General features: G+C 71.3%; 28 protein-coding genes and 3 pseudogenes. 18 read left to right on the top strand and 13 right to left on the bottom strand.

The features are described 5' to 3' along the window. Positions 1 to 100 precede the first annotated feature (100 nt). Positions 101 to 1,015 carry a DeoR/GlpR family DNA-binding transcription regulator gene (locus OG393_RS11305; protein WP_442817411.1) on the top strand — a complete coding sequence of 305 codons (915 nt, stop codon included), beginning with the start codon at positions 101 to 103 and terminating at the stop codon, positions 1,013 to 1,015. A gap of 159 nt (positions 1,016 to 1,174) precedes the next feature. Here the strand turns inward: OG393_RS11305 and OG393_RS11300 are convergent, their stop codons facing one another. After that, positions 1,175 to 1,720, bottom strand: coding sequence for a TetR/AcrR family transcriptional regulator (locus tag OG393_RS11300; protein WP_327374531.1), 546 nt, complete (start codon positions 1,718 to 1,720; stop codon positions 1,175 to 1,177). Positions 1,721 to 1,921: 201 nt separating this feature from the next. After that, complete coding sequence (locus OG393_RS11295; RefSeq protein WP_327374530.1) at positions 1,922 to 3,676, bottom strand: acetyl/propionyl/methylcrotonyl-CoA carboxylase subunit alpha; 1,755 nt, start codon at positions 3,674 to 3,676, stop codon at positions 1,922 to 1,924. Between the two features lie 361 nt (positions 3,677 to 4,037). On the opposite strand from OG393_RS11295, the gene OG393_RS11290 reads away from it, so the two are divergent. Next, positions 4,038 to 4,529, top strand: coding sequence for a hypothetical protein (locus OG393_RS11290; RefSeq protein ID WP_327374529.1), 492 nt, complete (start codon positions 4,038 to 4,040; stop codon positions 4,527 to 4,529). A 57-nt stretch (positions 4,530 to 4,586) separates the two neighbouring features. Here OG393_RS11290 and OG393_RS11285 read toward each other — a convergent pair whose 3' ends face one another. The 3 genes from OG393_RS11285 to OG393_RS11275 form a co-directional block, all read right to left on the bottom strand. After that, a complete protein-coding gene (locus tag OG393_RS11285) occupies positions 4,587 to 5,192 on the bottom strand; it encodes a Maf family protein (RefSeq protein WP_327374528.1) in 606 nt (201 codons plus the stop codon). Between the two features lie 45 nt (positions 5,193 to 5,237). Continuing rightward, the gene (gene mmpB, locus OG393_RS11280) at positions 5,238 to 5,366 is read right to left on the bottom strand and encodes a morphogenic membrane protein MmpB (protein WP_327374527.1); all 129 of its coding nucleotides are present in this window, start codon (positions 5,364 to 5,366) and stop codon (positions 5,238 to 5,240) included. A 127-nt stretch (positions 5,367 to 5,493) separates the two neighbouring features. Beyond that, entirely contained in the window at positions 5,494 to 6,129 is a 636-nt protein-coding gene (locus OG393_RS11275; protein ID WP_327374526.1) for a TetR/AcrR family transcriptional regulator, read from the bottom strand. A gap of 14 nt (positions 6,130 to 6,143) precedes the next feature. Between OG393_RS11275 and OG393_RS11270 the strand changes: the two are divergent. Beyond that, positions 6,144 to 6,421, top strand: a pseudogene (locus OG393_RS11270) (MFS transporter); the annotation flags it as partial. Between the two features lie 379 nt (positions 6,422 to 6,800). Here the strand turns inward: OG393_RS11270 and OG393_RS11265 are convergent. Both OG393_RS11265 and OG393_RS11260 read right to left on the bottom strand, forming a co-directional pair. Beyond that, on the bottom strand, positions 6,801 to 7,013 hold the full coding sequence (locus OG393_RS11265) for an acyl-CoA carboxylase subunit epsilon (RefSeq protein ID WP_327374525.1): 213 nt from the start codon (positions 7,011 to 7,013) through the stop codon (positions 6,801 to 6,803). A 17-nt stretch (positions 7,014 to 7,030) separates the two neighbouring features. Beyond that, positions 7,031 to 8,632 (bottom strand): acyl-CoA carboxylase subunit beta, encoded by a 1,602-nt coding sequence (locus OG393_RS11260; protein ID WP_327374524.1) that lies wholly within the window; start codon positions 8,630 to 8,632, stop codon positions 7,031 to 7,033. A gap of 134 nt (positions 8,633 to 8,766) precedes the next feature. On the opposite strand from OG393_RS11260, the gene OG393_RS11255 reads away from it, so the two are divergent. The 4 genes from OG393_RS11255 (at position 8,767) to OG393_RS11240 (ending at position 13,163) form a co-directional block, all read left to right on the top strand. Then, positions 8,767 to 9,618 (top strand): biotin--[acetyl-CoA-carboxylase] ligase, encoded by an 852-nt coding sequence (locus tag OG393_RS11255; protein WP_327374523.1) that lies wholly within the window; start codon positions 8,767 to 8,769, stop codon positions 9,616 to 9,618. 182 nt (positions 9,619 to 9,800) lie between these two features. Then, complete coding sequence (locus OG393_RS11250) at positions 9,801 to 10,940, top strand: adenylate/guanylate cyclase domain-containing protein (RefSeq protein WP_327374522.1); 1,140 nt, start codon at positions 9,801 to 9,803, stop codon at positions 10,938 to 10,940. Positions 10,941 to 11,075: 135 nt separating this feature from the next. Beyond that, positions 11,076 to 11,873 (top strand): enoyl-CoA hydratase/isomerase family protein, encoded by a 798-nt coding sequence (locus OG393_RS11245; RefSeq protein ID WP_327374521.1) that lies wholly within the window; start codon positions 11,076 to 11,078, stop codon positions 11,871 to 11,873. A gap of 174 nt (positions 11,874 to 12,047) precedes the next feature. Next, positions 12,048 to 13,163, top strand: coding sequence for a GGDEF domain-containing protein (locus tag OG393_RS11240; RefSeq protein WP_327374520.1), 1,116 nt, complete (start codon positions 12,048 to 12,050; stop codon positions 13,161 to 13,163). A 65-nt stretch (positions 13,164 to 13,228) separates the two neighbouring features. On the opposite strand, the gene OG393_RS11235 is transcribed toward OG393_RS11240, so the two are convergent. Next, a complete protein-coding gene (locus OG393_RS11235; RefSeq protein ID WP_327374519.1) occupies positions 13,229 to 14,350 on the bottom strand; it encodes a hypothetical protein in 1,122 nt (373 codons plus the stop codon). 438 nt (positions 14,351 to 14,788) lie between these two features. Continuing rightward, positions 14,789 to 15,031, bottom strand: coding sequence for a hypothetical protein (locus OG393_RS11230; protein WP_327374518.1), 243 nt, complete (start codon positions 15,029 to 15,031; stop codon positions 14,789 to 14,791). Positions 15,032 to 15,140: 109 nt separating this feature from the next. Between OG393_RS11230 and OG393_RS11225 the strand changes: the two genes are divergently transcribed. From OG393_RS11225 to hutH, 5 genes and pseudogenes are all read left to right on the top strand, one after another. Next, positions 15,141 to 15,962, top strand: a complete 822-nt coding sequence (locus OG393_RS11225; RefSeq protein ID WP_327374517.1) for a helix-turn-helix domain-containing protein — start codon at positions 15,141 to 15,143, stop codon at positions 15,960 to 15,962. Further along, positions 15,955 to 16,146, top strand: a complete 192-nt coding sequence (locus OG393_RS11220) for a DUF397 domain-containing protein (RefSeq protein WP_327374516.1) — start codon at positions 15,955 to 15,957, stop codon at positions 16,144 to 16,146. The genes OG393_RS11225 and OG393_RS11220 overlap by 8 nt, the downstream gene beginning before the upstream one ends. Positions 16,147 to 16,422: 276 nt before the next feature. Continuing rightward, positions 16,423 to 16,938: a DinB family protein gene (locus OG393_RS11215; protein ID WP_327374515.1), complete on the top strand. Its 516-nt coding sequence runs from the start codon at positions 16,423 to 16,425 to the stop codon at positions 16,936 to 16,938. Positions 16,939 to 17,032: 94 nt separating this feature from the next. Further along, positions 17,033 to 17,170, top strand: a pseudogene (locus OG393_RS11210) (IS5/IS1182 family transposase); the annotation flags it as partial. An 85-nt stretch (positions 17,171 to 17,255) separates the two neighbouring features. Next, positions 17,256 to 18,797, top strand: coding sequence for a histidine ammonia-lyase (gene hutH, locus OG393_RS11205; RefSeq protein ID WP_327378389.1), 1,542 nt, complete (start codon positions 17,256 to 17,258; stop codon positions 18,795 to 18,797). Positions 18,798 to 18,961: 164 nt separating this feature from the next. Here the strand turns inward: hutH and OG393_RS11200 are convergent, their stop codons facing one another. Beyond that, on the bottom strand, positions 18,962 to 19,255 hold the full coding sequence (locus tag OG393_RS11200) for a hypothetical protein (RefSeq protein WP_327374514.1): 294 nt from the start codon (positions 19,253 to 19,255) through the stop codon (positions 18,962 to 18,964). A gap of 107 nt (positions 19,256 to 19,362) precedes the next feature. Here OG393_RS11200 and OG393_RS11195 point away from each other — a divergent pair, with 107 nt between their 5' ends. Beyond that, a complete protein-coding gene (locus OG393_RS11195; RefSeq protein WP_327374513.1) occupies positions 19,363 to 19,704 on the top strand; it encodes a hypothetical protein in 342 nt (113 codons plus the stop codon). Positions 19,705 to 19,942: 238 nt separating this feature from the next. Continuing rightward, positions 19,943 to 21,214: a L,D-transpeptidase gene (locus tag OG393_RS11190; RefSeq protein ID WP_327374511.1), complete on the top strand. Its 1,272-nt coding sequence runs from the start codon at positions 19,943 to 19,945 to the stop codon at positions 21,212 to 21,214. Between the two features lie 162 nt (positions 21,215 to 21,376). Here the strand turns inward: OG393_RS11190 and OG393_RS11185 are convergent, their stop codons facing one another. After that, complete coding sequence (locus tag OG393_RS11185; RefSeq protein WP_327374510.1) at positions 21,377 to 22,234, bottom strand: helix-turn-helix domain-containing protein; 858 nt, start codon at positions 22,232 to 22,234, stop codon at positions 21,377 to 21,379. 131 nt (positions 22,235 to 22,365) lie between these two features. Here OG393_RS11185 and OG393_RS11180 point away from each other — a divergent pair, with 131 nt between their 5' ends. From OG393_RS11180 to OG393_RS11170, 3 genes are all read left to right on the top strand, one after another. After that, positions 22,366 to 23,409, top strand: a complete 1,044-nt coding sequence (locus OG393_RS11180) for an NAD(P)-dependent alcohol dehydrogenase (protein WP_327374509.1) — start codon at positions 22,366 to 22,368, stop codon at positions 23,407 to 23,409. Between the two features lie 358 nt (positions 23,410 to 23,767). Beyond that, positions 23,768 to 24,433 carry a DUF4097 family beta strand repeat-containing protein gene (locus tag OG393_RS11175; protein ID WP_327374508.1) on the top strand — a complete coding sequence of 222 codons (666 nt, stop codon included), beginning with the start codon at positions 23,768 to 23,770 and terminating at the stop codon, positions 24,431 to 24,433. Positions 24,434 to 24,636: 203 nt separating this feature from the next. After that, on the top strand, positions 24,637 to 24,843 hold the full coding sequence (locus tag OG393_RS11170; protein ID WP_327374507.1) for a hypothetical protein: 207 nt from the start codon (positions 24,637 to 24,639) through the stop codon (positions 24,841 to 24,843). Between the two features lie 50 nt (positions 24,844 to 24,893). Here OG393_RS11170 and OG393_RS11165 read toward each other — a convergent pair whose 3' ends face one another. Then, entirely contained in the window at positions 24,894 to 25,262 is a 369-nt protein-coding gene (locus tag OG393_RS11165; protein ID WP_327374506.1) for a DUF3885 domain-containing protein, read from the bottom strand. Then, positions 25,259 to 25,360, bottom strand: a pseudogene (locus OG393_RS11160) (peptide-methionine (S)-S-oxide reductase MsrA); the annotation flags it as partial. The gene OG393_RS11165 and the pseudogene OG393_RS11160, both read right to left, overlap by 4 nt. A gap of 48 nt (positions 25,361 to 25,408) precedes the next feature. On the opposite strand from OG393_RS11160, the gene OG393_RS11155 reads away from it, so the two are divergent. Then, entirely contained in the window at positions 25,409 to 26,893 is a 1,485-nt protein-coding gene (locus OG393_RS11155) for a recombinase family protein (RefSeq protein WP_327374505.1), read from the top strand. The last annotated feature ends 7 nt before the right edge of the window (positions 26,894 to 26,900 follow it).

Here is a 26,900-nt window from a genome sequence, read left to right as displayed (position 1 = left end):
GCATCTTCGGTAAATCGGCGCATAGTGCTGAAAAGTATCGGCCGCTCAGGTTACTGTCAGTTTCGTGTTCGCTGCAGAACGTCGTCAGTTGATCCTTGAAATGGTGCGCGCCAACGGAGCCGTGTCGCTCCGCGAGCTCGCCCGCGTCGTCCAGACCTCAGAAGTGACCGTACGGCGGGACGTGCGGGCGCTGGAGGCAGAAGGACTCCTCGACCGCCGGCACGGCGGTGCGGTACTGCCGGGCGGTTTCACCCGGGATTCCGGCTTCCCGCAGAAGTCCCACCTCGCCACGGCGGAGAAGACGGCCATCGCCGATACCGCCGCGAGTCTCGTCGAGGAGGGCGAGGCCATCGTCGTGGGAGCCGGGACGACCACGCAGGAGCTGGCCCGCCGGCTCGCCCGCGTGCCCGGTCTGACCGTCGTCACCAACTCCCTGCTCGTGGCCCAGGCCCTGGCCCATGCCAACCGGGTCGAGGTCGTCATGACCGGTGGCACGCTGCGTGGCTCGAACTACGCGCTCGTCGGCAGCGGGGCCGAGCAGTCCCTCCAGGGGCTCCGGGTCTCCCGTGCCTTCCTCTCCGGCAGTGGTCTGACCGCCGAGCGTGGGCTCTCCACGTCCAACATGCTCTCGGCGAGTGTGGACCGTGCGCTGGTCCAGGCGGCGGCCGAGGTCGTGGTGCTGGCCGACCACACCAAGCTCGGCACCGACACCATGTTCCAGACGGTGCCGACGGACGTGATCACGCGGCTGGTCACCGACGAGCCCTTGGCGCACGACGACCGGGCCGCCACGGAGCTGCAGGCGCTGGCCGACCAGGGTGTCCAGATCGTGGTCGCGGGTGCGGCGGGTGACGCGATCCCCCCGGGCGGCCGGCCCCGACGTGATGTTCCGCTGCCCGGCCAGCGGGCCCGTCACGCGGGCGCCCAACTGCGCAGCACGGCAGGGGCGCTGACGAGCGAACTGCTCGGACCCGAGCGCGCCGCGGCCCGGGTGGCCGACATGCGCAGGCGCTGATCCCGGCGTCCGTGTGCCGGGCCGGGGCCTGGTCCGATGCTCCCCCGCACCCGCCGAGGTGCCGGTCCCGTGTCGAGGTGGGATGAGCTGCCCGCCGAGGACCCGGACGCCGCCTCCGAAGGTGGTGCGGGCCCCGGTCACAGGCCACCCGACAGGCTCTCAGGGTGTGAGCCCGCACAGGGTCAGGGCGAGCAGTCGGTCGGGCAGCTCCGCGTCCTCCGGGCACTGTTCGGCGGCCAGCGCGATGGCGTTGGTCAGCTGCATCAGGTCGCCGATCGACACCTCCTTCCGCACGGTGCCCGCTTCCTGGGCGTGGGCGAGCAGCCTCTCGCCGGCCGCGCGCAACGGCACGCTGCACTGAGAGAGCGCCGAACTCCCCTTTCCCGAGGCCGACATCAGGCCGTGCGCGAGGCCCCGGTACGCGCCCGCGTGGGAGATCAGGGCGCGCAGCCACTCGGCCAGGGCCCGGCAGGGGTCCACGGCCTCGGCGAGATCCCGCGAGCGCTGGAGCAGGACCGCGAGGGCCTCCTGGAACACGGCGCTGAGCAGCGCCTCCCGGGTGGGGAAGTGCCGGTAGAGCGTGCCGATCCCGACCCCCGCGCGGCGGGCGACGTCCTCCAGGGAGGCGTCGGTGCCGTGCTCCGCGAAGGCGGCGCGGGCCTCGGTGAGCAGACGCTCGTGGTTGCGGCGCGCGTCGGCACGCATGGGGCTCCTCGGTTCGGCGCGGGAGGGCCTTTACCGGCCGGACGTCCGGTGCGGGCGGGCGGTGCGGTGGCGGCCGGGCGGGTGAGACGGGCGACTCCCGTGAGGCGGCGCGGCCGTCACCCCTTCCCGGGGCCCGAGCGGCGGAGGGCCCGCGGGCGCGGGATGCGCCTGCGGGCCCTCCGGGCGGTGCCGGGGTGTGGATCAGTCCTTGATCTCGCAGATCGGGGCGCCGGAGGTGACCGACGCGCCGACCTCGGCCGTCAGGCCCTTGACGGTGCCGGCGCGGTGCGCGTTGAGGGGCTGCTCCATCTTCATGGCCTCCAGGACCACGATGAGGTCGCCCTCCTTGACCTCCTGGCCCTCCTCGACGGCCACCTTCACGATGGTGCCCTGCATCGGGGAGGCGAGAGTGTCGCCGGAGGCCGTCGGGCCGGACTTCTTCGCGGCCCGACGCTTCGGCTTGGCACCGGCGGCCAGACCCGTGCGGGCCAGGGTCATGCCGAGCGAGGACGGCAGCGAGACCTCGAGTCGCTTGCCGCCGACCTCGACGACGATGGTCTCGCGACCCGCCTCGTCCTCCTCCGCGTCCGCGGCACCGGGCGAGAACGGCTTGATCTCGTTGACGAACTCGGTCTCGATCCACCGGGTGTGGACGCGGAAGGGGTCCGCGGTGAAGTCGGGGTCGACGACGACGGCCCGGTGGAAGGGGATGGCCGTGGCCATGCCCTCCACCGTGAACTCCGCCAGCGCGCGGGAGGCGCGCTGGAGCGCCTGCTCGCGGGTGGCGCCGGTGACGATCAGCTTGGCCAGCAGGGAGTCCCAGGCGGGGCCGATGACCGAGCCGGACTCGACGCCCGCGTCCAGCCGGACGCCGGGGCCGGCCGGTGCCGCGAAGGTGGTGACGGTGCCGGGGGCGGGCAGGAAGTTACGGCCCGGGTCCTCGCCGTTGATCCGGAACTCGAACGAGTGGCCCCGGATGGCCGGGTCGTCGTAGCCGAGCTCCTCGCCGTCCGCGATCCGGAACATCTCCCGGACGAGGTCGATGCCGGTGACTTCCTCGGTGACCGGGTGCTCCACCTGAAGACGGGTGTTGACCTCCAGGAAGGAGATCGTGCCGTCGAGGCCGACCAGGAACTCGACCGTGCCGGCGCCGACGTAGCCGGCCTCCTTCAGGATCGCCTTCGAGGCGCGGTACAGCTGGGCGTTCTGCTCGTCGGTCAGGAACGGCGCGGGGGCCTCCTCGACGAGCTTCTGGTGACGGCGCTGGAGCGAGCAGTCACGGGTGGAGACGACGACCACGTTGCCGTGCGAGTCGGCGAGGCACTGTGTCTCGACGTGACGCGGCTTGTCGAGGTAGCGCTCGACGAAGCACTCGCCCCGGCCGAAGGCCGCGACGGCCTCGCGGACGGCGGAGTCGTAGAGCTCCGGCACCTCTTCGAGGGTGCGGGCGACCTTCAGTCCGCGACCGCCACCGCCGAAGGCGGCCTTGATCGCGATCGGCAGCCCGTTCTCCCGGGCGAACTCGACGACCTCGTCCGCGCCGGAGACCGGGTCGGGCGTGCCCGCGACCAGCGGGGCGCCCGCGCGCTGGGCGATGTGACGGGCCGCCACCTTGTCGCCGAGGTCACGGATGGCCTGCGGCGGCGGGCCGATCCAGGTCAGTCCGGCGTCGATCACGGCCTGGGCGAACTCGGCGTTCTCGGAAAGGAAGCCGTATCCGGGGTGGATCGCGTCCGCCCCGGCGTCCTTCGCCGCCTGAAGCACCTTGGCCATGTCCAGATAGCTGGCGGCCGGGGTGTCACCGCCCAGAGCGAACGCCTCGTCGGCCGCGCGGACGTGCAGAGCGTCCCGGTCCGGGTCGGCGTAGACGGCTACGCTGGCGATCCCGGCGTCCCGGCAGGCCCGGGCTACGCGGACAGCGATTTCGCCACGGTTGGCGATGAGCACCTTGCGCACGATGGCTCCCTCCTTGAAACAAGCTGAGTTTAGGGACTGCCGACACGGCCTTTCGACCCGTCCGCAGTAGTGAGCTTGCCCACACGGAGCGTGATACGAGCCTGCTCGGGTCGTGAAATCCCTTGTCGCACCACGGTACGCAGGGTTCCTTTACGGCACAGTAGCTCCGAGGTGTGGCGCAGGTCTCTGTTCCTGCGGCCAGTCGCCGAACGGGTTTCTTTGTGGGGTCCCTACGAATGGCCCAATGATTCTTTGCCGCTCCGCAGGGCCGCCCGAACTCTTGTCGCACCGTTTACCAGTCAGTAGCCTTCGCGTTGTCGTCCGTACTGCAGGTAACAGCCGTCAACAGGGGGTGGCCGAGGTGGCCCGCAGAGCGATAGCACTCGTGACGGGCGTGGTGCTCCTCCTGGAGGCACCCGGCATCGTCGCCCTCAACGCGGTCATGGCGCGCTTCCTGGAAGTCCAGTCGATGTCGCTGGACGGGATGGACCCGGACGCGATGGTCGCCGGGACCTGGGGGCTGGGTCTCGTCTCGGGTGCCCTGCTCGGCCTGTGCGGCCTGGTCGCGCTGCTCGCCGGGGTCCGGGACCGGCGCCCCGGCCGCACGGGCCGGATCCTGCTCGTCGGCTGCGCGGTCGTGCACGGCGTGCTCGGGGCCGTGACGGTGGGTCTGGTCGGCTGGGGCGCGTTCGCGTTCATGGTGCTGGTGCTGGGGCTGATCGTGCTCACGCTGGTGGCCTACGGGAAGGACTCCGGGGCCCCGCGGGCCCGGCCGGAGCTCGCGCCTGAGCCGGGGCCGGAGCTCGCGCCTGAGCCGGGGCCGGAGCACGGGGCGGCGCCCACGCCGGCGTAGGCGGCCGCGGCGAGGACCGCGGGCTTCCGGGCGGGCCCGCGGTCCCGGAGCGGGCCGTCACGCCCAGAGTTCGGTGATGGGGACGCCCAGTTTGCCGAGCAGGGTGCGCAGCAGCGGCAGGGACAGGCCGATGACGTTGCCGGGGTCGCCGTCGATGCCCTCGATGAAGGGCGCGGAGCGGCCGTCCAGGGTGAAGGCTCCCGCCACGTGCAGAGGTTCGCCGCTGGCCACGTAGGCGGCGATCTCGGCGTCGGTGGGCTCGCCGAAGCGCACGACGGTCGAGGCGGTCGCGGACTCGTAGCGCTTGGCGGCCGTGTCGTACACGCAGTGACCCGTCTGGAGGATGCCCACCCGGCCGCGCATCGCGTGCCAGCGGGCGGTGGCCTCCGCGGCGTCCGCGGGCTTGCCGAGGGCCCGCTTGTCGAGTTCGAGGACCGAGTCGCAGCCGATGACGAGTGCGCCGAACGCCTCGGGCCGGGCGGCCACATGGGCGGCCTTCGCCTCGGCGAGGGAGAGGGCCAGCTCGGCCGGGGTGGGGGCGTGGACCTTGTCCTCGTCGACGCCGCTCACGATGACCTCGGGGGCGAGTCCGGCCTGGCGCAGCAGTCCGAGACGGGCGGGTGAGGCGGAGGCGAGCACGACACGGCGGCGATCAGCAGTCATGGGAGGCAGCGTAGATCAGTGCGGACCCGTGGTGCGGGCACGCCGTCAGCGCAGGCCGGCCGCGAGCATGCCCACCAGCATCGCCAGGGCCAGCAGGACGGAGGCACGGCGCAGCATCGTCTGCATGTCCCGCAGTTCCTTCGGCGGCTCGTCGTCGGGGTCGGACCAGAGCATGCCCCCGATCCTGCGCGCGCGGGGGCGGGCGCGCCTGAGTACCCGTACTCAGGCGCGCCGTGCCGAAGGGCCCATTTCGTCGCCGGGCCTCCTCGCGCGCGGTCCGTCCGGCGGGTCTCGCGGGCCGTCACCGGACGGTGAACGCCCCGCCGTCGGCCGCCGTCAGCGCCGCCGCCACCGCCCGTTCCGCGTCCGCCGGGCCCAGCGGCTCGCGTGTGATGATGAAACGGTAGTAGAGCGGTGCGGAGACGGCTCGCAGCAGTTCGGCGCCGTCCGTGTCGGGGGCGATCTCACCGCGCTCGGCGCCCCGCCGGACGACCGGTGCCCACTCCTCCAGCCGTGCCCGGTAGAAGCCGCTCAGCGCCTCGGCGCACTCCTCGTCGCAGGCGGCGGCGGCGATGACCGCGCGGAGGACGGCGCCCATCCTCCGGTCGGTCAGGATCCTGAGCACCAGGGCGGCGTTGGCCCGCAGGTCCCCGGCCAGGCTGCCGGTGTCGGAGGCGGGCAGGGACCGGTCCGCCATGTCGCGCAGCAGGTCGGCGACGAGCCCGACGGGGGACCCCCAGCGCCGGTAGACGGTGGTCTTGCCGACCCCCGCGCCGGCGGCGATGTGGTCCATGTTCAGCGCGTGGAAGCCCGCGGTGGCCAGGGCGTCCTCGGTGGCCTCGAGGACGGCCCGCCGTACCTTCGCGGTGCGGCCGCCGGGGCGCACGGTGCCGGGCACGGCCGGCTGACTCTCACTCAAGCGGGTCTCCTGTTCCATTTGCGCTCCCGGGTCTGCTACGGTCCGTCGACTTCTCGATCCTGAACGTCGCCCTGCCCTTCATCGGCGAAGGACTCGGCTTCTCCCTCGCCGACCTCCAGCGGATCGCCACCTTCGCCCTCGCCGCCGCCGGATCCACCCTCCTCCTCGGGAGCGTCGCCGACCTCGTCGGCCGCCGCCGGATGTTCCTCGGCGGGACGGCCGTGCTCGGCCTCCTGCCTGGTGGGCGGTCTCGCCCACGGGCCCGGGACGCTGATGGCCGCCCGGGTCGCGCAGGGCCTCGCCCCCGCGGTCCTGCGGGAGAGCGTCCTCGACGGCATCGCACTCGCGGCGCGGGTCAACGCGGCGATCGTGCTCGTCGGCGCACTGGCGGCCGGAGTCCTCCTGCGTCGCGCCGAGCCTGCCGAGTGACCTCCGGCCTGGCGGTCACGGCAGGGCACGCACGCTTCCGGCCTTGCCGGCATGCCCCGATAGCTCCGCTACAGCGACATCCCGGCGCCGGGGAGTCGCACGCAACAGGCCGCGCCCGCCTGTCGATCGAAGGCCACCCGACAGGCTCTGGGCCGGCACACGCGAAGGCCGGGCCTCCCGCACAAGAGGCCCGGCCTTCGCGTCGTCCGTGTCCGTCTTCGGGGCCGGGCCCCGCCCTGCCCGCCCGTCCCGGCCCGCGGCTACACCGGCCAGTAGGACCGCACCCATGAGCGCGGTCCCGGCCGGTGGCGCACCCCGCGCGCGATCCGCGACGGGTCCGACCAGCCTTCCGGCACCTCCGGGCCGCTGCCGGCCGCGGACGCCGCCGCCGTCGCCGCGGCCCGGGCCTGGACCACCGCCAGGGCGGCGGCCAGCTCCTCGGGTGTCGGGTTTCCTCGTACGACCTTGATCATGACGACCCTCCTGAGGTCTAGAGGGGAATGTTGCCGTGCTTCTTCGGAGGCAGGTTTTCCCGCTTCGAACGCAGCTGACGCAGTCCCTTCACGATCTGCGGGCGGGTGTCCGACGGCATGACGACGCCGTCGATGTAGCCGCGCTCGGCGGCCGTGTACGGGTTGAGCAGGGTGTCCTCGTACTCCTGGATCAGCCGCGCCCGCTCCGCCGCCGCCTCGTCCGCGTCCTTCACCGCCTCGATCGTCCTGCGGTGCAGGATGTTGACCGCGCCCTGCGCGCCCATGACCGCGATCTGCGCGGTGGGCCAGGCCAGGTTCAGGTCCGCGCCGAGGTGCTTGGAGCCCATGACGTCGTACGCGCCGCCGAACGCCTTGCGCGTGATGACGGTGATCAGCGGGACGGTCGCCTCGGCGTAGGCGTAGATCAGCTTCGCGCCGCGGCGGATGATGCCGCCGTACTCCTGGTCGACACCCGGCAGGAAGCCGGGGACGTCCACGAAGGTCAGCACGGGGATGTTGAAGGCGTCGCAGGTACGGACGAAGCGGGCCGCCTTCTCGCTCGCGTCGATGTCCAGACACCCCGCGAACTGCATCGGCTGGTTGGCGACGACGCCGACCGGGAAGCCCTCGACCCGGCCGAAGCCGGTCAGGATGTTCGGCGCGAACAGCGCCTGGGTCTCCAGGAACTCGCCGTCGTCGACGACGTGCTCGATGACCCGGTGCATGTCGTACGGCTGGTTCGCGGAGTCCGGGATCAGGATGTCCAGCTCGCGGTCCTCGTCCGTCACCTCGGTCCCGGCGACCTCGGGGAAGGCCGGCGGCTCCGACAGGTTGTTCGAAGGGAGGTAGGACAGGAGGGATTTGACGTACTCGATCGCGTCCTTCTCGTCGCCCGACATGTGGTGGGCGACGCCCGACGTGGTGTTGTGCGTCCGCGCGCCGCCGAGCTCCTCGAAGCCGACGTCCTCGCCCGTCACCGTCTTGATGACGTCAGGACCGGTGATGAACATGTGCGAGGTCTGGTCCACCATCACCGTGAAGTCGGTGATCGCGGGGGAGTAGACCGCACCGCCCGCGCACGGACCGACGACGAGCGAGATCTGCGGGATGACGCCGGAGGCGTGGGTGTTGCGGCGGAAGATCTCGCCGTACATGCCCAGCGCGTTGACACCCTCCTGGATGCGGGCGCCGCCGGAGTCGTTGATGCCGACGACCGGGCATCCGGTCTTCAGGGCGAAGTCCATCACCTTGATGATCTTCTGGCCGAAGGTCTCGCCCAGTGCGCCGCCGAAGACCGTGAAGTCCTGCGAGAAGACCGCGACGGGCCGCCCGTCGACCGTGCCGTAGCCGGTGACGACACCGTCGCCGTACGGACGGTTGTGCTCCAGGCCGAAGCTGGTGGAGCGGTGCCGGGCCAGCTCGTCCAGCTCGACGAACGAGTCCTCGTCGAGCAGCAGGGCGATCCGCTCGCGCGCGGTCAGCTTGCCCTTCGCGTGCTGCTTCTCCACGGCGCGCTGGGAACCGGCGTGGGTCGCCTCGTCAATACGGCGCTGAAGATCCGCGATCTTGCCCGCGGTCGTGTGAATGTCGATTTCCTGTGGCTGTACCGACTCGGACATCGGGATGCGGCTCCCTGCCTGGTCACGGGGGGTTCGTTGACTACCAATGGGCTACTGCTGGCCTACTGACCCGTAGCGTATCGACGGCGATACGGTTCGGCACTGCGGTCTTTGCCACACCTAGGCTGACTTGCATGACGTCCTCTCATGACTCAGGAGGGCCCTGGTCCGACCTGGACAGGCCCCCGCTCAACGCCGGCGCGCTGCGCCGCGCGCTCGTGACTCCCGACGCTCTGTGGACCTCGCTGGAGGTGGTCTCCACGACCGGCTCCACCAACTCGGACCTCGCCTCCCGCGCCGGTGACCTGCCCGAGGGCGCGGTGCTCGTCGCCGAGGAACAGACCTCGGGGCGTGGCCGGCTCGACCGCAGCTGGGTGGCGCCCGCCCGGTCCGGGATCTTCGTTTCCGTCCTGCTCAGGCCGGCGGTGCCGGTGCACCGCTGGGGCTGGCTGCCGCTGCTGGCCGGCGTCGCCGCGGCGACCGGGCTCGCGAAGGCCGCCGGTGTCGACATGTCCCTCAAATGGCCCAACGACCTGCTGGTTTCCGTCGGCGGTGAGGAACGCAAGGCCGGCGGGATTCTCGCCGAGCGGGCCGACGAGACCGGTGTCGTCATCGGGCTCGGCATCAACGTCACCCTGAGGGAGGACGAGCTGCCGGTGCCCGCGGCTGGTTCCCTGCTGCTCGCGAACGCGGTCTCCACGGACCGCGACCCGCTGCTGCGGGCCGTCCTGCGGTCCATGGAGAAGTGGTACGGCGACTGGGTCCGGGCGGACGGGGACCCCGCCGCCTCCGGCCTTCAGGACGCCTACGCCGCGGGGTGCGCGACCCTGGGCCGCCGCGTCCGGGCCGAGCTCCCCGGCGAACGGAAGCTGGAGGGCGTGGCTGTCGCGCTCGACGGCGACGGCCGTCTGGTGGTGGACACGGAGGGCGGTGGCACGGAAGCCGTCTCCGCCGGTGACATCGTGCACGTCCGCGCGGAGTCGTAGCCTGCGTTCGTAGGGCCGTCGGGGACGGGCGCTCCCATCCCGGGAACACGTGTCCCCGACGCGAAGACGCGACGGCCCGGGACGGTTCGGGCGTGAGCCAGCACACACCTGTCGTATCGTGGAGCGCGATCCAGGCGACAGATCGGCAGGGCAGTGGGCAGGGAACGGGCAGGAGGCGGCCGGTGACCGTCGACGACGCGGGCAACGGCGGCGAGGCCGAGCCGGCCACGTACCCCACACCTCACCATGTCGTCGACCACACGGCCGAGCCGAGCGACGACCCCCTGGCGATCCGCCTCGAACAGCTGATTCTGGGCGCGGACCGGCGCTACACCCCCTTCCAGGCGGCCCGCACCGCCGGCGTCTCGATGGAGCTCGCCTCCCGCTTCTGGCGGGCCATGGGATTCGCCGACATCGGTCAGGCCAAGGCCCTCACCGAGGCCGACGTGCTCGCCCTGCGGCGGCTGGCCGGTCTCGTCGAGGCGGGGCTGCTGAGCGAGCCGATGGCCGTGCAGGTCGCCCGGTCCACCGGTCAGACCACCGCCCGGCTGGCCGAATGGCAGATCGACTCCTTCCTGGAGGGCCTGACCGAGCCCCCCGAGCCCGGCATGACCCGGACCGAGGTCACCTACCCCCTGGTCGAGTTGCTCCTGCCCGAACTGGAGGAGTTCCTGATCTACGTGTGGCGCCGGCAGCTGGCCGCCGCCACCGGCCGGGTCGTGCAGGCGGCCGACGACGAGGAGATGGTCGACCGGCGGCTCGCCGTCGGGTTCGCGGACCTGGTCGGCTTCACCCGGCTGACCCGCCGGCTGGAGGAGGAGGAGCTCGGCGAACTCGTCGAGGCATTCGAGACCACCTGCGCCGACCTGGTCGCCGCGCACGGCGGACGGCTGATCAAGACCCTCGGCGACGAGGTGCTGTACTGCGCCGACGACGCGGGCACGGCGGCCGAGATCGCCCTGCGGCTGATCGAGACGCTCGGCCACGACGAGACGATGCCCTCCCTGCGCGTCGGCATCGCCTTCGGCACTGTGACGACCCGGATGGGCGACGTCTTCGGGACGACGGTGAACCTGGCGAGCAGGCTCACCTCGATAGCGCCCAAGGACGCCGTGCTGGTCGACGGCGCGCTCGCCGAGGAACTCGTCCGGACCGGCGACGCGCCCGCCTCCGAGGCACGCGCGGCCGAGGAGGCGGCCAGGGCCGAGAAGGAGGGCGAGGAGCCGCCCGCCTACCGTTTCGCGCTCCAGCCCATGTGGCAGCGGCCGGTGCGCGGCCTCGGCGTCGTGGAGCCCTGGCAGCTCGGCCGTCGGCCCTCCTGAGCCGTCCTGGCCCGTGCTGTCCTGGCCCGTGCTGTGCTGGCCCGGCCCGTGCCGCCCGGTGGGCGGGGGCCAGACAAGATCCAGACGGGGGGCCTAGGATCCCGGTGAACACTCGTTAACCGGGAGGGAGCGGTCATGACCGAGCAGGCCGAACAGCGCTTTGGTGAGTTCGTCGCGGTACGCAGGCAGGGGCACGTCGCCGAGTTCGTCCTCGACCGGCCCAAGGCGATGAACGCGGTCTCCCTGGAGATGGCCCGCTCCATCACGGCCGCCTGCGCGGCGCTCGCGGAGGACACCTCGGTCCGGGTGACCGTGCTGACCTCGTCGAACGACCGGGCCTTCTGTGTCGGCGCCGACCTCAAGGAGCGCAACTCCTTCACGGACGCGGACATGCTCCGTCAGCGGCCCACCTCGCGCGCCGGCTACACCGGTGTCCTGGAGCTGCCGATGCCCACGATCGCCGCGGTCCACGGCTTCGCGCTGGGCGGCGGATTCGAGCTGGCGCTCGCCTGTGACCTGATCGTCGCCGACGCCACGGCCGTGGTCGGTCTGCCGGAGGTCTCGGTGGGTGTCATCCCCGGCGGCGGCGGTACCCAGCTGCTGCCGCGTCGGGTCGGCGCCGCGCGGGCGGCGGAGCTGGTCTTCACGGCACGCCGGGTCGAGGCGGCCGAGGCGCGCGCGCTGGGCCTGGTGGACCTGCTGGAGGAGGACGCCCGCACGGCGGCCCTGGAGCTCGCGGAGCGTATCGCCGCTAACTCGCCGGTCGGTCTGCGCGCGGCCAAGCGGGCGATGCGGCTCGGCCACGGACTCGACCTGCGGGCCGGCCTGGAGGTCGAGGACGCGGCGTGGCGGGCGGTGGCCTTCTCGGGAGACCGCGCGGAGGGCGTGGCGGCCTTCAACGAGAAGCGCAAGCCGGCGTGGCCGGGTGAGTGAGGGCGCGCCGGCCCGTCCGCGCCTCCCCGTCCGTGCCTCGAAACGAGCGCGGAGGATACTCCCGGTCGCTTCCGACGCGAAGGCCCGCTACCAAATGCATCCATATGTCCTTAATTGTCACATTCTGTGATGCCCCGCCAGTGAAAATGGAGCAAACCTCCCTAAGCTGGAGGAATGGGAGAGGACGTGCGGCTTCGGGCCGTGGTGGCGCTGGCGCAGGCGATGGCGGCGGCGCACACCCCGCGCGAGTTCTGGCGGGCGGCGGCGCTCGGCGCCTGCAGGGGGCTCGACGGCACCTTCGCCGCGCTGTCGGTCTGGGAACGTGACCGCGGGCGGCTCAAGGTACTGGTGAACGCCGGACAGCGGGCCGCGGGGGAGGAGGAGTTCCCCGACGCCGAGACCTACCCCGTGCACCAGTTCCCCGAGATCACGGAATTCCTGCACGAACGCTGGGTCGGCGGCGGCGAGCCCGACGCCTGGGTGGAGACGGTGGGCGACAGCGTCTCCACCGGACGGGTCACCGGACTGCGCAGACGAGACCGCGGCTGTTGCGTGGTCGCGCCGATCGTGCTGCACGGGCGTGCCTGGGGCGAGCTGTACGTGGCCCGACCGGCCGGCGTCCGGGTGTTCGGCCGTGACGACGCGGACTTCGCGGCCGTGCTCGCGGCCGTCGTGGCGGCCGGGATCGCCCAGGCGGAGCGCCTGGAAGAGGTGCGCAAGCTGGCCTTCACCGACCCGCTCACCGGTCTCGCGAACCGGCGCGCCGTGGACACACGGCTCGACGAGGCCATCGAGCGCTACCGGACGGACGGCTCCGTGGTGAGCCTGGTCGTCTGCGACCTCAACGGTCTGAAGCGGGTGAACGACACCCATGGGCACGCCGTCGGCGACCGGTTGCTGGAACGGTTCGGCTCGGTGCTCTCCCGCTGCGGCGCCATGCTGCCGGGAGCGCTCTCGGCGCGGCTCGGCGGTGACGAGTTCTGCCTGCTCTCGGTGGGCCCCACGGCCGACGAGGTGGTGGCCGCCGCCGACGAGCTGTGCGTCCGGGCCGGGGAGCTGGAGCTCGGCGAGGGGGTCGCCTGCGGGGTGGCGTCCACGGGCGACCCGATCGGCCCGCTGAAGTCCGCGCGCCGCCTCTTCCGCCTCGCGGACGCGGCGCAGTACCAGGCCAAGGCGGCGAAATCGGCGAAGCCGGTGGTGGCGGGACGCGACGGCTCGGTCCTCCGCCTCGCGGACGCGCCCCCCGGCGGCCGGGACCGCCGCCGCTTCCGCGACGCGCCGCCGCTGTAGGCGGCGGGTGACGGGTGGCCCGACGGCCACGCGTGCCCCGCGTTTCGCCGCCCGCGCCCCCGGCGTCACGCACCGGGGTGGGCGTCGGGGCGAGTCGAGGCCCGCCGGCCGGAGCGGCCGGAGGGGGAGGGCGCCCTTGGTCCGAGGGCCGGCTGGATGTCCGTCGAGGGCGTGGGGGCGCAGGCGGCGCAGCGCGTCTCGTCGCCGAGTGGCCGGAAGAGCATCGGCTGGACGTGGTCGCCCTCGCACTCGCGTGTCCCGGCGAGGCGGGCGGAGAGGCGGGGCCCGTCGGCGGGGGCCGGGGTCGGCGCGGCGGGTGGCGCGGGTGGTGCGGGCGGTACCGCTGGGACCTCGCGGAGCAGATAGCGCAGCAGCCCGCCCGGCCGGTGGACGGGGGTGTCCGCGCCGGGGAGGCCGCGCCGGACGTGGGCGTGGATGTCGGCGGAGCTGTGGCCCGCGGCCAGCCAGCCGGCGGTGAGCTCGGTCAGCTCCTCCCGCATGCCCGGGGGGATGTGGCGCAGAGCGGGGGAGAGCAGCGGGAAGGCGGCGACGACCACTCGGGCCTCGTCGGGCACGTCGTCGGCGGGCTCGGACCCCTCCACGGCCTCGGCTTCGGCTTCGGTTTCCGTCTCCGGCCCGTTCGCGGGCCCGGGTTCCGGTTCCGGTTCCGGTTCCGCCTGGGCTTCCGGTTCGTGCGTCGGCTCCGGCTCGGGCTCCGGCGGAGGGTTGGAGGTGTCTTCCTCTCGGTGTTTCCTTGGAAGACCGTCGGCGCGCCGGGCACTCGGCGCACCGACGGCCGGATGGCCGTGACTCGGTGCCACCTGCGACGACACCCCTTCCGCGCTGGTCCGCAGAGGCATCGCGCCGAGGATCTTGGCGGCTTCCCCGGAGCTCAACGGCACGCTGGAGACGAGCTGTTGGGTCACCCAGAGCCCACCGGCCCCCTGTACCCGCCGCTCGTGCACGAAGCCCTCGCTCTTCAGCTGCCGCTTGGCGCGGGTGAAGGCGGTCGCCCCGATCCGGGCGCGTTCGGCGGTACGGGACAGGGGCTCCTTCGCGTTCGGGTGCAGGGAGAGCTGCCAGGTCAGGAGGCGTACGGCGTCGGAGTCGAGGCGCGGATGCCGGATCAACTCGTGGGAGAGCTGACTGAAGGCGCGCTCGGGCGCGCTAAAGTGCCGGTAGATCACGGTGGACGTCTTTTCCACTGGTGGTCGAGGCCCTCGCTGATGGGTGCGAACCATCGCGGGGGCCGTTTTGCGCGAACGTACCGCATGGCATATGCCCGTATCGATACGCGGAGTGAAGAACCGCCCGTACGAGTGATGCCCCCTCAGGCGGGCTCACGCGGGCGGGACTTCGAGCCGTCCGACCCTCGGAGACGCGGTCGGCCACGGCGACCGCGATTCAGGCAGGGGGAGGCATGGGCGACGTACTGATGAGGCGCACGGCCCCGCGCGGGGTCATGCTCGCGCGCTCCTGAGGGCTCGCCGTCCAGCACTCCTCCGCCGTCGCCTCCCATACGTGACCACGGGGACGGACCAGGGTCAGTACGTTTCCGCGCACCTCGCGGACTTCGCCCGTGAGGGCCCGGGTCGCGTCCGTCACGACATCGCCCTTCCGGTACCTCACCCTTCCCGCCGGGCCGCGTGGAGGAGGGCGGCGAGGCGCTTGGCACCGCTCAGGGTGACGACACCGAGGCCGTACACGTGGATGTCGGCACCGCCCTCGGCGCCGCGTCTGACATCACGGTAGAGGCCGTCGGAGGGGAGGCCGACCACCTCCATGGCGGCCTTGAGGTCGCGGAACACCTGGGCGGCCTCGGACTCGGAGACCGGGCGGAACGGGGGAGCGTTCGTGGGCGTACGCATGGAGGGCTCACTTTCTGGTGGTTCTCCTCCGGGACGACTCAACGATGACGCGGACGCCCCTACGCTCACCAGGAGTTGGGTTCCCAGGCGCAGGTGAGGAACGGGGCATATGCCAGGAGCGAAGGAACTGGACCCGGGGGACGGCATCCAGCAGTACCTCGGAAACGTGGTGCGCGAGGCACGCCTGGCGCTCGGCCGTGAGTGGACGCAGGCGCACCTGGCGACACAGGTCTTCAGCAGCGGAAGCCGGATCTCCGCGATCGAGCGGGGCGAGGACCCCCCGGACCGGGACCTGGCGAAGAAGCTGGAGATCGTCCTGCGGCTTCCGCCCGGCACGCTGGTGAGCCTGGTGAGGATCCTGACCGAGCAGAACGTGCGCGACTACGCGAAGACGTACCTGCGCCGGCAGCTCGAGGCCACCGCCATACACGAGTTCTCGCTCGTCGTGCCCGGCCTGCTGCAGACCGCCGACTACGCCCGCGCGGTGATGGAGGCCGGTCTCCCCGGTGACGCGGCGCAGATCGGCGACTACGTACGCAGGCGGATGGAGCGCCAGACGGTGCTCGCCCGGCCCGACCCGCCCTGGATGGTGGTCGTGCTCGACGAGGCCGCCCTGCGCCGCGACATCGGCGGCGGTCAGGTGATGCGCGCACAGATCGAGCACCTGCTGGACCTGGGCGAACGCCCGCACGTGAACATCCAGTTACTCCCCATGAAAGGGACGCCGGTGCCTGGTTCGGTCGCTCTCCTCACGCTTCCCCAGGGTGTTCGTGGGGCGTACACGGAGGGGTTCAGCACCGGCAACTACACCGAGGAACCGGCCGAGGTGATGCGATTTCAGCGTGTCTATGATCTGCTGCAACAGGGTGCGTTGGGCGTCCGGGCGTCCCTCCGGCTGATGCGTGCTATCGCGAAGGAACACGATGACTGACACCTCTCCGAACTGGCACAAGAGCACCTACAGCGGCGCCGACAACGACGCCTGCGTCGAAGTCGCCGACAACCTCCCCCGCGTCCACGTCCGCGACACCAAGGACCACGCCAGGGGCGAGCTGACGGCCGCCCCCGCCGCCTGGACCGTGTTCACCGCGTTCGCGAGCGCCCACACGGTCTGAGCGCCTGTCGGGTGGCCTCGGGCCGGGCGGTCACGCCCTGGCAGCCGCCCCCCGCCGTGCTCTTCGGCAACAGCCGCACCGCCATTCGCCTGGAGGGCGGTTCAGCGGGTCATCGGGAGATGCGCCATCACCACACGGACCTGATGAGTCATTACAATTCGGACAACTCGCATGACGACCCCCGATGTCCCCGACCGTGACGGAGATCGTCAATCGCGGAGGAGCCCGCAAATCCAGGTGTCCCTCTCCAGGCCGCCCCGGGTAGCGTGCGCCGACATGACATCGAAACTGGTACGCCCCCCGCTCCAAGCGGACGAACGCACCGCGCTCACCGGCTGGCTGGAACTGCAGCGGCAGATCCTGCGCTGGAAATGTGAGGGACTGAGCGACGAGGACGCGCACCGCTCGGTCATTCCGACCTCACCGGCCATGACGATGGCCGGCCTCATCTCCCATATGCGCTGGACCGAGCACATGTGGCTGGAGGTGCTGTTCCTCGGCGGCGACAAGAAGCAGAACCCGGCGTTCGACGAGTCGAGCGAGGACGCCGACTGGCACACCGACGGCCGCCCCCTCACCGAGCTCCTCGCGGAATACGAGGCTCAGTGCGCCCGCGGCAACGAGATCGTCGCCGCGGCCTCCCTCGACGACGTCGGCCGGCACCCCGACTTCCACTCCGGCAGCGCCAACCTCCGCTGGATGCTGATCCACCTCGTCGAGGAGACGGGGCGGCACGCGGGGCACGCGGACATCGTCCGGGAGTTGCTCGACGGCGCGAAGGGCTATTACTAGCGTGGCTCCCGCGTAGCGCACCCCTTGTCTCAGGAGCCAGGCCGACACGCCTCACGACCAAGCGCCAGGTCGTCATCGACGCCGACACCCGCCTGGGAGAACACTCGCGAGCGCCGACGGCGGCTACCCGGGCACCGGACTCGTCATGCCCCACCGCCGACGAAAGGGAGGAGACCTGCCCGAGGGGAAACAGGCGCGTGTCGTCCGCCGACGGACGTGGAGTCTCGGTCGCGCTCGGGTGCGACCCCTGTAAGGACCCGCCCGGCAGACGACTAGTGACATGTTGGTCTTCAGTCCGTAGGCTGCTGAATATGGATATGCACTCCGTCGTGCTGGGCACGTCCGGCACCACCTTCCAAGACGTCATCGACGTCGCCCGCCACGGCGCCCGCGTCGAGCTGTCGCCCGAGGCCGTGCAGGCGCTCGCCGACGCGCGGGCCGTCATCGACGCCCTCGCCGCGAAGCCCGAGCCCGTCTACGGGGTCTCGACCGGGTTCGGCGCCCTCGCCACCCGCCACATCAGCCCCGAGCTGCGCGCCCAGCTCCAGCGCAACATCGTCCGCTCGCACGCCGCCGGCATGGGCCCGCGCGTCGAGCGCGAGGTCGTCCGCGCCCTGATGTTCCTGCGACTGAAGACCGTCGCCTCCGGGCACACCGGCGTCCGGCCCGAGGTCGCCCAGACGATGGCCGACGTCCTCAACGCCGGCATCACCCCCGTGGTGCACGAGTACGGCTCCCTCGGCTGCTCCGGAGACCTCGCCCCGCTCTCCCACTGCGCTCTCGCCCTGATGGGCGAGGGCGACGCGGAGGACGCGGACGGCACGGTGAAGCCCGCCGGCGAGCTGCTCGCCGCCGCCGGTATCCAGCCCGTCGAACTGCGAGAGAAGGAGGGCCTGGCCCTCCTCAACGGCACCGACGGCATGCTCGGCATGCTGATCATGGCCCTCGCCGACCTCGACAACCTGTACAAGACCGCCGACATCACCGCGGCCCTCTCCCTCGAAGCGCTCCTCGGCACCGAGAAGGTCCTGGAACCGGAGCTGCACGCCATCCGCCCCCACCCGGGCCAGGGCGCCTCCGCCGCCAACATGCTCGCCGTACTCAAGGGCTCCGGCCTCACCGGCCACTTCCAGGAGGAGGAGGCCCCGCGCGTCCAGGACGCCTACTCGGTCCGCTGCGCCCCGCAGGTCGCCGGCGCCGGCCGCGACACCATGGCCCACGCCCGCCTGGTCGCCGAGCGGGAGCTGGCCGCCGCCGTCGACAACCCGGTAGTGCTGTCCGACGGCCAGGTCCGCTCCAACGGCAACTTCCACGGCGCCCCCGTCGCGTACGTCCTGGACTTCCTCGCGATCTCCGCCGCCGACCTCGGCTCCATCGCCGAGCGCCGCACCGACCGTCTCCTCGACAAGAACCGGTCCCACGGCCTGCCGCCGTTCCTGGCCGACGACGCCGGTGTCGACTCGGGCCTGATGATCGCCCAGTACACCCAGGCCGCCCTGGTCAGCGAGATGAAGCGGCTGGCGGTGCCCGCCTCCGCCGACTCGATCCCGTCCTCCGCGATGCAGGAGGACCACGTCTCGATGGGCTGGTCCGCCGCCCGCAAACTGCGCACCGCGATCGGCAACCTGAGCCGGATCCTCGCCGTCGAGCTGTACGCCGCCACCCGGGGCATCGAGCTGCGCCGCGGTCTGACCCCCGCCCCCGCCTCGCAGGCGGCCGTCACCGCCCTGCGCGAGGCCGGCGTCGAGGGGCCTGGTCCGGACCGCTTCCTCGCCCCCGACCTGGAGGCCGCCGACGCCTTCGTCCGCGCCGGCGGGCTGATCGCCGCCGTCGAACCGGTCACCGGCCCGCTCGCCTGACCCGCCGGTCCGTCCGCCCCGCCGGCCTGGGCCGAGACCCAGGGCGGCGGGATGGAACGACTGGGTGGGACGGAACGATCCGGTGGGACCAGGCGTGTTCGTCGCGTCTCGGGCGCGGCTCCGGTCCGGCGGAACCCCGCCGGCCGCGGAACGCGCCGCGGACCTCAGGAAGCCCTGCCGCCCCGTCTCATCGCCAGTGCCACGAATCCGGCACCGACACCGAGGAAGCCCGTCGCGCCGAGCAGATACGGGGTGGTGTCCAGGCCCGCGCCGGTCTCCGCCAGCCGGTCCCCGCGGGCGGGATCGTCCACGGGGCGGGTTTCCTCCGCTACCGAGGTCCGCGGGCCGCCCGCCGGGGCCTGCTCATCGGTGGCCTTCGCGGACGGCACGAACCACAGGGCGCACAACAGCGTTCCGGCAGCGGTGGCGGTCAGCAGCGGGCGACGTGCGACGGACACAGAATTCGATCCCCCTCGCGGCAACCGGGAATGGGTGTGGGGGCGATGCTAGTGAACACAGCGGGTCGCAGGAAAGCCGAGACCTCGCGACGCCTACGCTCCGTCGTATGAGCGCTACCGGAACACCACGTTTTGTGCGACTTCGGGTCGAGGTCGTGCTGGAGATCGACGACCCGCGGGAACTGACCAGGGCGGCCGTCGCCCGGATCGACGCCGACGAGTTCATGCCCGAGGAGGAACGGGTCCATGCCCGTTCCGTCGCCCACGAGGACAGCGCCGAGGCCCTCGCCGCCCTCGTCGAGCCCTTCGACCTCGTCCACGACGTGCCGGGGGTCGAACTCGTCCAGGCTTCCTGGAGCAGCGAGGAGGTCGACTACGACCCCGATGCGTGGGAGTGGGACCTCGACGAGGAAGATGAGGCCGACACCGACGACGAGGCACCGGCCTAGCGGGCGAAGACCACCCGCCGGGAGCCCCGGAAGACGTCGTACGAGGTGCGCCTGCCCGGGGCTCTTCCACGCCCGGGGGGTGCCGCGGGCATGACGTCCGCGGCGCTGGGCAGGAGGGGGAACCGGATGGTCCGCGTATGCGTGTGGATCAGTGGTGTTGCCCACAAAGCCGCCGGTGACGGAACCGGTGGACAGGCCGAGATGTTCTTGTAGAGAAGTTGGCAGGGGATCCGCGACGATGGAGAAGCGTGTGATGACGGACAGCAAGCGCCGCCGCAAGAGCCTGGCCGCCGCGGCCGCGGTGCTCGGTGGCGTATTGGTGCTCTCGGCCTGCGGTGGGGGCGACAAGGACGGCGCGGCCGACAGCTCGCAGTCGCCCCAGTCACAGGCTCAGGTCGACGAGGCCGCGGCGCAGAAGACCTCCAAGGCCCAGATATCCATCTCGCCCGAGAACGGCGCCACCAACGCGTCCATCAACAAGGACACCAAGGTCTCCGTCACCGACGGCACCCTGACCGAAGTGACCATGACCTCCCAGGACGGCAAGAGCGTCGAGGGCGAACTGTCCGCCGACAAGCTCAGCTGGGCCCCCACCGCACCCCTCGCCCGCGCCACGGTCTACAAGATCGCCGCGACGGCGCAGGACGCCGGCGGTCTCGAAGCGCACGAGAACTCCTCCTTCACCACCGTCTCCGCGGCCAACAGCTTCATCGGCAACTTCACCCCCGAGAACGGCTCGACCGTCGGCGTGGGCATGCCCGTCTCGATCAAGTTCAACAAGCCGATCACCGACCGGAAGGCCGTCCAGGGCGGCATCAAGGTGAGCTCCAGCAGCGGCCAGGAGGTCGTGGGCCACTGGTTCAACTCCCAGCGCCTCGACTTCCGTCCCGAGTCGTACTGGACCGAGGGCTCGACCGTCACCCTGAAGCTGGAGCTCGACGGCGTCGAGGGTGCCGACGGCGTCTTCGGAGTGCAGCAGAAGACCGTCAGCTTCAAGATCGGCCGCAACCAGGTCTCCGTCGTCGACGTCGCCACCAAGACGATGAAGGTCCAGCAGGACGGCAAGACGATCAAGACCATCCCGATCTCGGCCGGCTCCCCGCAGAACCCCACCTACAACGGTCAGATGGTGATCTCCGAGAAGTTCAAGGAGACCCGGATGAACGGCGCCACCGTCGGCTTCACGGACGACGACGGCAAGGGCGAGTACGACATCAAGGACGTCCCGCACGCCATGCGGCTGTCCACCTCCGGCACGTTCATCCACGGCAACTACTGGGGTGCCGACTCCGTCTTCGGCAACGTCAACACCAGCCACGGCTGCGTGGGTCTGAACGACGTCAAGGGCGCCGGCGACCCGAACCAGATGGCCGCCTGGCTCTACGACCACTCGCTGATCGGCGACGTCGTGATCGTCAAGAACTCGAAGGACAAGACGATCGCGCCCGACAACGGCCTCAACGGCTGGAACCTGAACTGGGCGGCCTGGAAGGCCGGATCGGCCCTCTGATCCTTCCCACCCGACGCCACCCCGACGGCACGCGCGCGGCACCGTATCCGCGGCCCTGACCGCCCGCGTCACCGGCGGTCCACGGTCCTGAAGGCGCACGGCCCTGACGACGCAGACCGGAACGGCGGCCCCCTCCAAGCGAGGGGGCCGCCGTGCTCCGCGTCACCGTACGGCTTCCTCCACGCCCCAGTTGGCGAGCAGCCGCAGCGCGTCAGCCGAGGACGTACCCGGCTCCGCCTGGTACGTCGTCAGAATCAGGTCCGGGTCCCCGCCGGACACCTTCAACGCCTCGTATCCCAGCGTCAACTCGCCCACCAGCGGGTGCCGCAGCCGCTTCGTCCCGTGCCCCTTGTCGGCCACCGTGTGCGCCGCCCACAGCGAGCGGAACTCCTCCGACCTGACCGACAGCTCACCGACCAGGGCGAGCAGCTGCGCGTCGTCCGGGTAGCAGCCCGCGTACAGCCGCAGCACGCTCACCACCTCGGTCGCCTTGCACTCCCAGTCGAGGTAGAGATCGCGCGCGTTCGGGTCGAGGAAGACCATCCGCGCCATGTTCCGCTCCTGCGGCTCCATGGCCGCCAGATCGCCCAGCAGCGCCCGCGCCATCCGGTTCCACGCCAGGACGTCCAGCCGCCGCCCCAGGACGACCGCGGGCACCGCGTCCATCGCGTCGAGCAGATGCTGCAGCCCCGGCCGTACCTGTTGGGGACGCGTGATCGAAGCCCGCTGCTTCTTCTTCGCCGTCGGCTTCGCCAGATGCGTCAGATGGGCCCGCTCCGTGTCACTCAGCCGCAGCGCCCGCGCGATCGAGTCCAGCACCTCCAGGGACACATTGCGTCCGTTGCCCTGTTCGAGCCGTGTGTAGTACGCCACGGACACCCCGGCCAACTGCGCCAGCTCCTCGCGGCGCAGCCCCGGAACCCGCCGATGACGACCGAACGACGGCAGGCCCACGTCCTCGGGCTTCAGCCGGGCCCGCCGCGAGCGCAGGAATTCGCTGAGTTCGGCACTGAGGTCCATGCAGCCCGATTATCCCAGGCCGGACGACCCGGACGGACGGGCGTGCCTGTCCCTGCCAGTGGTAGGCACGCTGGGCGTAGGCACGGCAGAGACCTGGGTGAACCCGGCGTCACGGGGCACGCTTGGGCACCATGACCACGAACGTTTCCGCCTACGCCGCCCCCGCCGCCCATGCCCCCCTGGAGCGCACCACCGTGCCGCGCCGCGCGGTCGGCGATCGCGACGTCCTCATCGAGATCAAGTACGCCGGCATCTGCCACTCCGACATCCACCAGGCACGCGACGGGTGGGGCGAGGGCATCTTCCCCATGGTGCCCGGCCACGAGATCGCCGGAATCGTGACCGAGATCGGCCCCGGTGTCACCCGCCACCGGGTCGGCGACCGCGTCGGCGTCGGCTGCTTCGTCGACTCCTGCCGCGCGTGCGAGTACTGCGCGCAGGGCCTGGAGCAGTACTGCGTCAAGGGCGGCACCGGCACCTACAACGCCCTCGACAAGAACGGCGAGCCGACCTACGGCGGCTACTCCACGCACATCGTGGTGGACGAGGCGTTCACCCTGCGCATCCCGGACGGGCTGGCCCTCGACGAGGCCGCCCCGCTGCTCTGCGCCGGCATCACGCTCTACTCGCCGCTCACCCACTGGAAGGCCGGCCCCGGCAAGAAGGTCGCGATCGTCGGGCTCGGCGGCCTGGGGCACATGGGCGTCAAGATCGCCCACGCGCTGGGAGCGGAGGTGACGGTGCTCAGCCAGTCCCTCAAGAAGCAGGAGGACGGCCTCCGGCTCGGCGCCGACCACTACTACGCCACCAGCGACCCCGAGACCTTCGCCCGGCTCGCCGGGACCTTCGACCTGATCGTCTCCACGGTCTCCGCCCCGCTCGACTTCGGCGCCTACCTCGGCCTGGTCAAGACCGACGGTGCACTGGTGAACGTCGGGGCCCCCGAAGAACCGGTCTCGCTCAACCTCTTCTCCCTCATCGGAGGCCGCAAGACGCTCGCCGGCTCGATGATCGGAGGCATCGCCGAGACCCAGGAGATGCTCGACTTCTGCGCCGCACACGGTCTGGGCGCAGAGATCGAACTCATCCCCGCCGGCCGGATCAACGAGGCGTACCAGCGGGTGCTCGCGAGCGACGTCCGCTACCGCTTCGTCATCGACGTGTCGACGATCTGATCCGCCGGTCGCCCACCCGCCTACCCACCCGCCTACCCGTCCGCCCACCGCTCACCGCCGCTCACCCCGCCGCCCGTCCGCCCCACGGGCGGGCGGGCGGTTTGTTCGTCCGGCCCGCGTGGGGCGTGGAGGACGCGGCCGGCCGGCGCGTGGCGTCCCCGCTGTCGCGTCGTAGCGTTAACGCCTTCCCAATGCAACGGAATGATGCTTGTTCGTTGCATTCCCATTGAGGCTGTTGCAACGCTTTTGCTGCATCTAGCTGCTAAAACGTGAGGTGGTTGCAATATTGGTGTTGATGGATTTTGGAAAGCAACGTAGCGTTTCCTGTGTTGGAAAAGTCGATCGCAGGGAGAACGCGATGCAGAAGTTCGACACCCCCGCCCCAATCTCCGCCGTCCTGGACATCCCCGCCGGACGGGTCCAGATCATCGCCGCGGACCGCGTCGACACCATCGTCGAGGTCCGGCCCGCCGACCCCTCCAAGAGCCGCGACACCAAGAGCGCCGAGCGGACCACCGTCACCTACGCCGACGGCATCCTGCGGGTCACGGCCCCGCGGCCCGACAACCGGCTCCTCGGCTCCTCCGGGTCCCTGGAGGTCACGGTCCGGCTGCCGGCCGGCTCCCGTGTCGAGGCCAAGGCCGACGCCGCCGAACTCCGCGGCGTCGGGCGCCTCGGTCATGTCGCCTTCGACGGCGCCTACCGCCGGGTCAAGATCGACGAGGCCGCGAGCGCCCGTCTCGTCGTGGTCGACGGTGACGTCGAGATCGGCCGGCTGGGCGGCTCCGCGGAGATCGGTACGGCGAGAGGCGACATCCGGATCGCCGAGGCCGAGCGCGGCACGGTCGTGCTCCGGACCCGGTCCGGCGACATCTCGGTCGCCGCCGCCGCGGGCGTCTCGGCCACCCTGGACGCCGGCAGCGACCACGGCCGCGTCGGCAACGCTCTCCGGAACGACGGCACCGCCGAACTCGACATCCGCGCCACCACCTCCCGCGGGGACATCACCGCCCGCAGTCTCTGAACACGCGCGGGACCCCCGGCCGCTCACCGCGCCCGATTCCCTCCCCGCGACCCGCGCACGGCAGGCACCCGCACGGCACGCCACCCCTGAGACGGACACCCCTGCGGGGTCGGTCGTCCACCCCGAGTGGCCGCCCGCACGCCCTACCCGAAGCCTCACACGACCGAGCGGGAAGAGACGGCATCACCGTCCCCGGGCGGTACGTGGTCACCTCCGGGACGTCCTTCGGGAGCCGTGGCGACGAGCAGGAGAGCGTCCGTGCCGGCCTGGACGCGGTGACCGCGCGAAACCCGTACATCCGCATCGGTGCGAAGGTCGCCGCCAACCACGGCGCGATCCTCAAGAAGGACTTCGATGCCGTCGCCGAGTCGGTACGCGAGGTCGCCGCCCTCGACCGCGGTACCCACTGACGTCACACCGGCCGCCCGCACCCGGCCTCCCGCGCGTCCGGAGGCCGGGTTCACGCATGCCCGGCCGTGTCCGGATCGGTGGTGTCGTCCAGGGTGGTCCACAGCGTGCCCTCCGGGTGGAGGGCGGCGCGGTGGGCTGACCAGTCCGTCGGTTCGGACGGGTCGGCCCAGTCGGTGGTCACGTACACCTCGCCGCCCGCGAAGAGCTCGTCGAGGACCGTGTTGTACCGGTCGAGGAGAACCGCGTACTCGGCTTCGTTCTCCGCGTAGCGCTTCGACTCCGGCAGGCTGTGGAAGCGCACCCACCCCTCGGCGTACGCCGTCTTCAGCTCACGCGGAAGCAGCGGCCCAGCAGGTGTCCGGTCCCGCCAGAGCCGGGTCAGCCGCACATGGGCGGGGTCGACGACCGGGGCGGTCACTCCCCCGGCGCCTCGGCGATGCCGATGGGGCAGGCCACCCCCGTGCCGCCGATGCCGCAGTAGCCGTCGGGGTTCTTGTCGAGGTACTGCTGGTGGTACCACTTCTCTTTGCGTAGAATTAGTGACTCTTCGTAAAGGGGTGGGAAGTGAACGAAGCGGCACCGGTGATCCCGGTTGTCTCGTACGCGCGTATCTCCGCCGACACGGCCAGGGACGGCCACGGCGTCGAGGACCAGCACAAGGTGAACGGCGAGACGGCGGCCCGTCTCGGCTGGACGATCGTGCACCGCTACACCGACAACGACCTGTCGGCGGCGAAGGCGGGTGTGGTGCGCCCGGACTTCGAGACCATGGTGAAGGCGCTCAAGGCCGGCCACTTGCCTGACGGGCAGCTGGTGCGAGGCGTCATCGCCGTTGCGGACGACCGGCTCACACGCAGAGCCGGAGACTACGAGCGGTTCGTGGACGCGCTCACGTACGAGGAAGGGCGGCTCTACGCCGACGCCAAGGGGTCGAAGAACCTCTACAGCGAGGACGTGGAGTCCATGGGCCTCTTCGGCGTCGTCATTTCCAAGATGGAGGTGCGCAAGATGCAGCGGCGTGCGCGCCGCTCGCACCGTGCCCGTGCCGAGCTGGGCATCCCGGTGGGCGGCAAGCGTCCGTTTGGTTGGAAGGACGACAAGCTCACGCTGGAGCCTGAGGAAGCGGCGTGGCTGGCGAAGGGCGCCCGTGAGGTGATCGCGGGCAAGTCCATGCATTCGATCCTCCGAGAGTGGCGGGAGGCCGGCGTCCGCACGATCAACGACAAGGAGTGGGCGAGCCGCTCCCTCAAGCTCGCGCTGTGGAACCCGCGGCTGTGCGGGTGGCGGAAGCACAACGGAGAACTGGTCCGTGATGCCAACGGTGTGCCGGTGGTGGGCCGCTGGGAGCCGATCATCACCCCGAAGCAGTGGATGGCCATCGACGCCGTCTTCTCGGCCCGTGTCGGTCCCAACGTGAAGTCTGACGGAACGGTCACGGACTACCGCACCCCCTCGTACCTGCTGACCGGCATCCTCCGATGCGGAAAGCCCGGTGCGGACGGCCGGATCTGCAACTCGCCCCTCCGCGCGGCCATGCGACCGGATCTCTCCGGCGGCTACCTGTATCAGTGTCCCAGCAAGGAAATGGGAGGTTGCGGTGGCACGGGCCGCAATGGCGCCAAGATTGACGAATTCATCACGGAAGCAGTGCTGGCGAAGCTGGAGGAACGGGCAGCCAGGACGGCGCATGTGGACGGGAAATGGGCAGGGGAAGACGAGCTGAACCGCTTGACGCGGAAGCAGCGCAAGCTGCTCCAGGCTTGGCAGGAGGACCAGATCTCGGATGAGTTGTTCTTCCCTGAGAACCAGAGGATGGAATCCCGGGTCAAGGAACTACGTGCGGACCGGACGCGTCATGTCCTCAACCAGCAGCGTGCAGCCGAGGTTACCGGCGACGTACGCGAGCGCTGGAACTCCGGCAGGCTGGACCTGGCGCAGAAGCGCGCCCTGATCAGGGAGGCACTGCATGCGGTGATCGTCCTGCCGGTAGGCGGCGGAGGCCGACGCCCCTTCAACCCTGACCTGCTGGTCCCGAAGTGGCGTGACTGACGGCGAG

The organism is Streptomyces sp. NBC_01216 (assembly GCF_035994945.1).
Lineage (GTDB): Bacteria > Actinomycetota > Actinomycetes > Streptomycetales > Streptomycetaceae > Streptomyces.
Note: the sequence above shows the minus strand (reverse complement) of the source record. Positions and strands in the feature narration are given on the sequence as shown.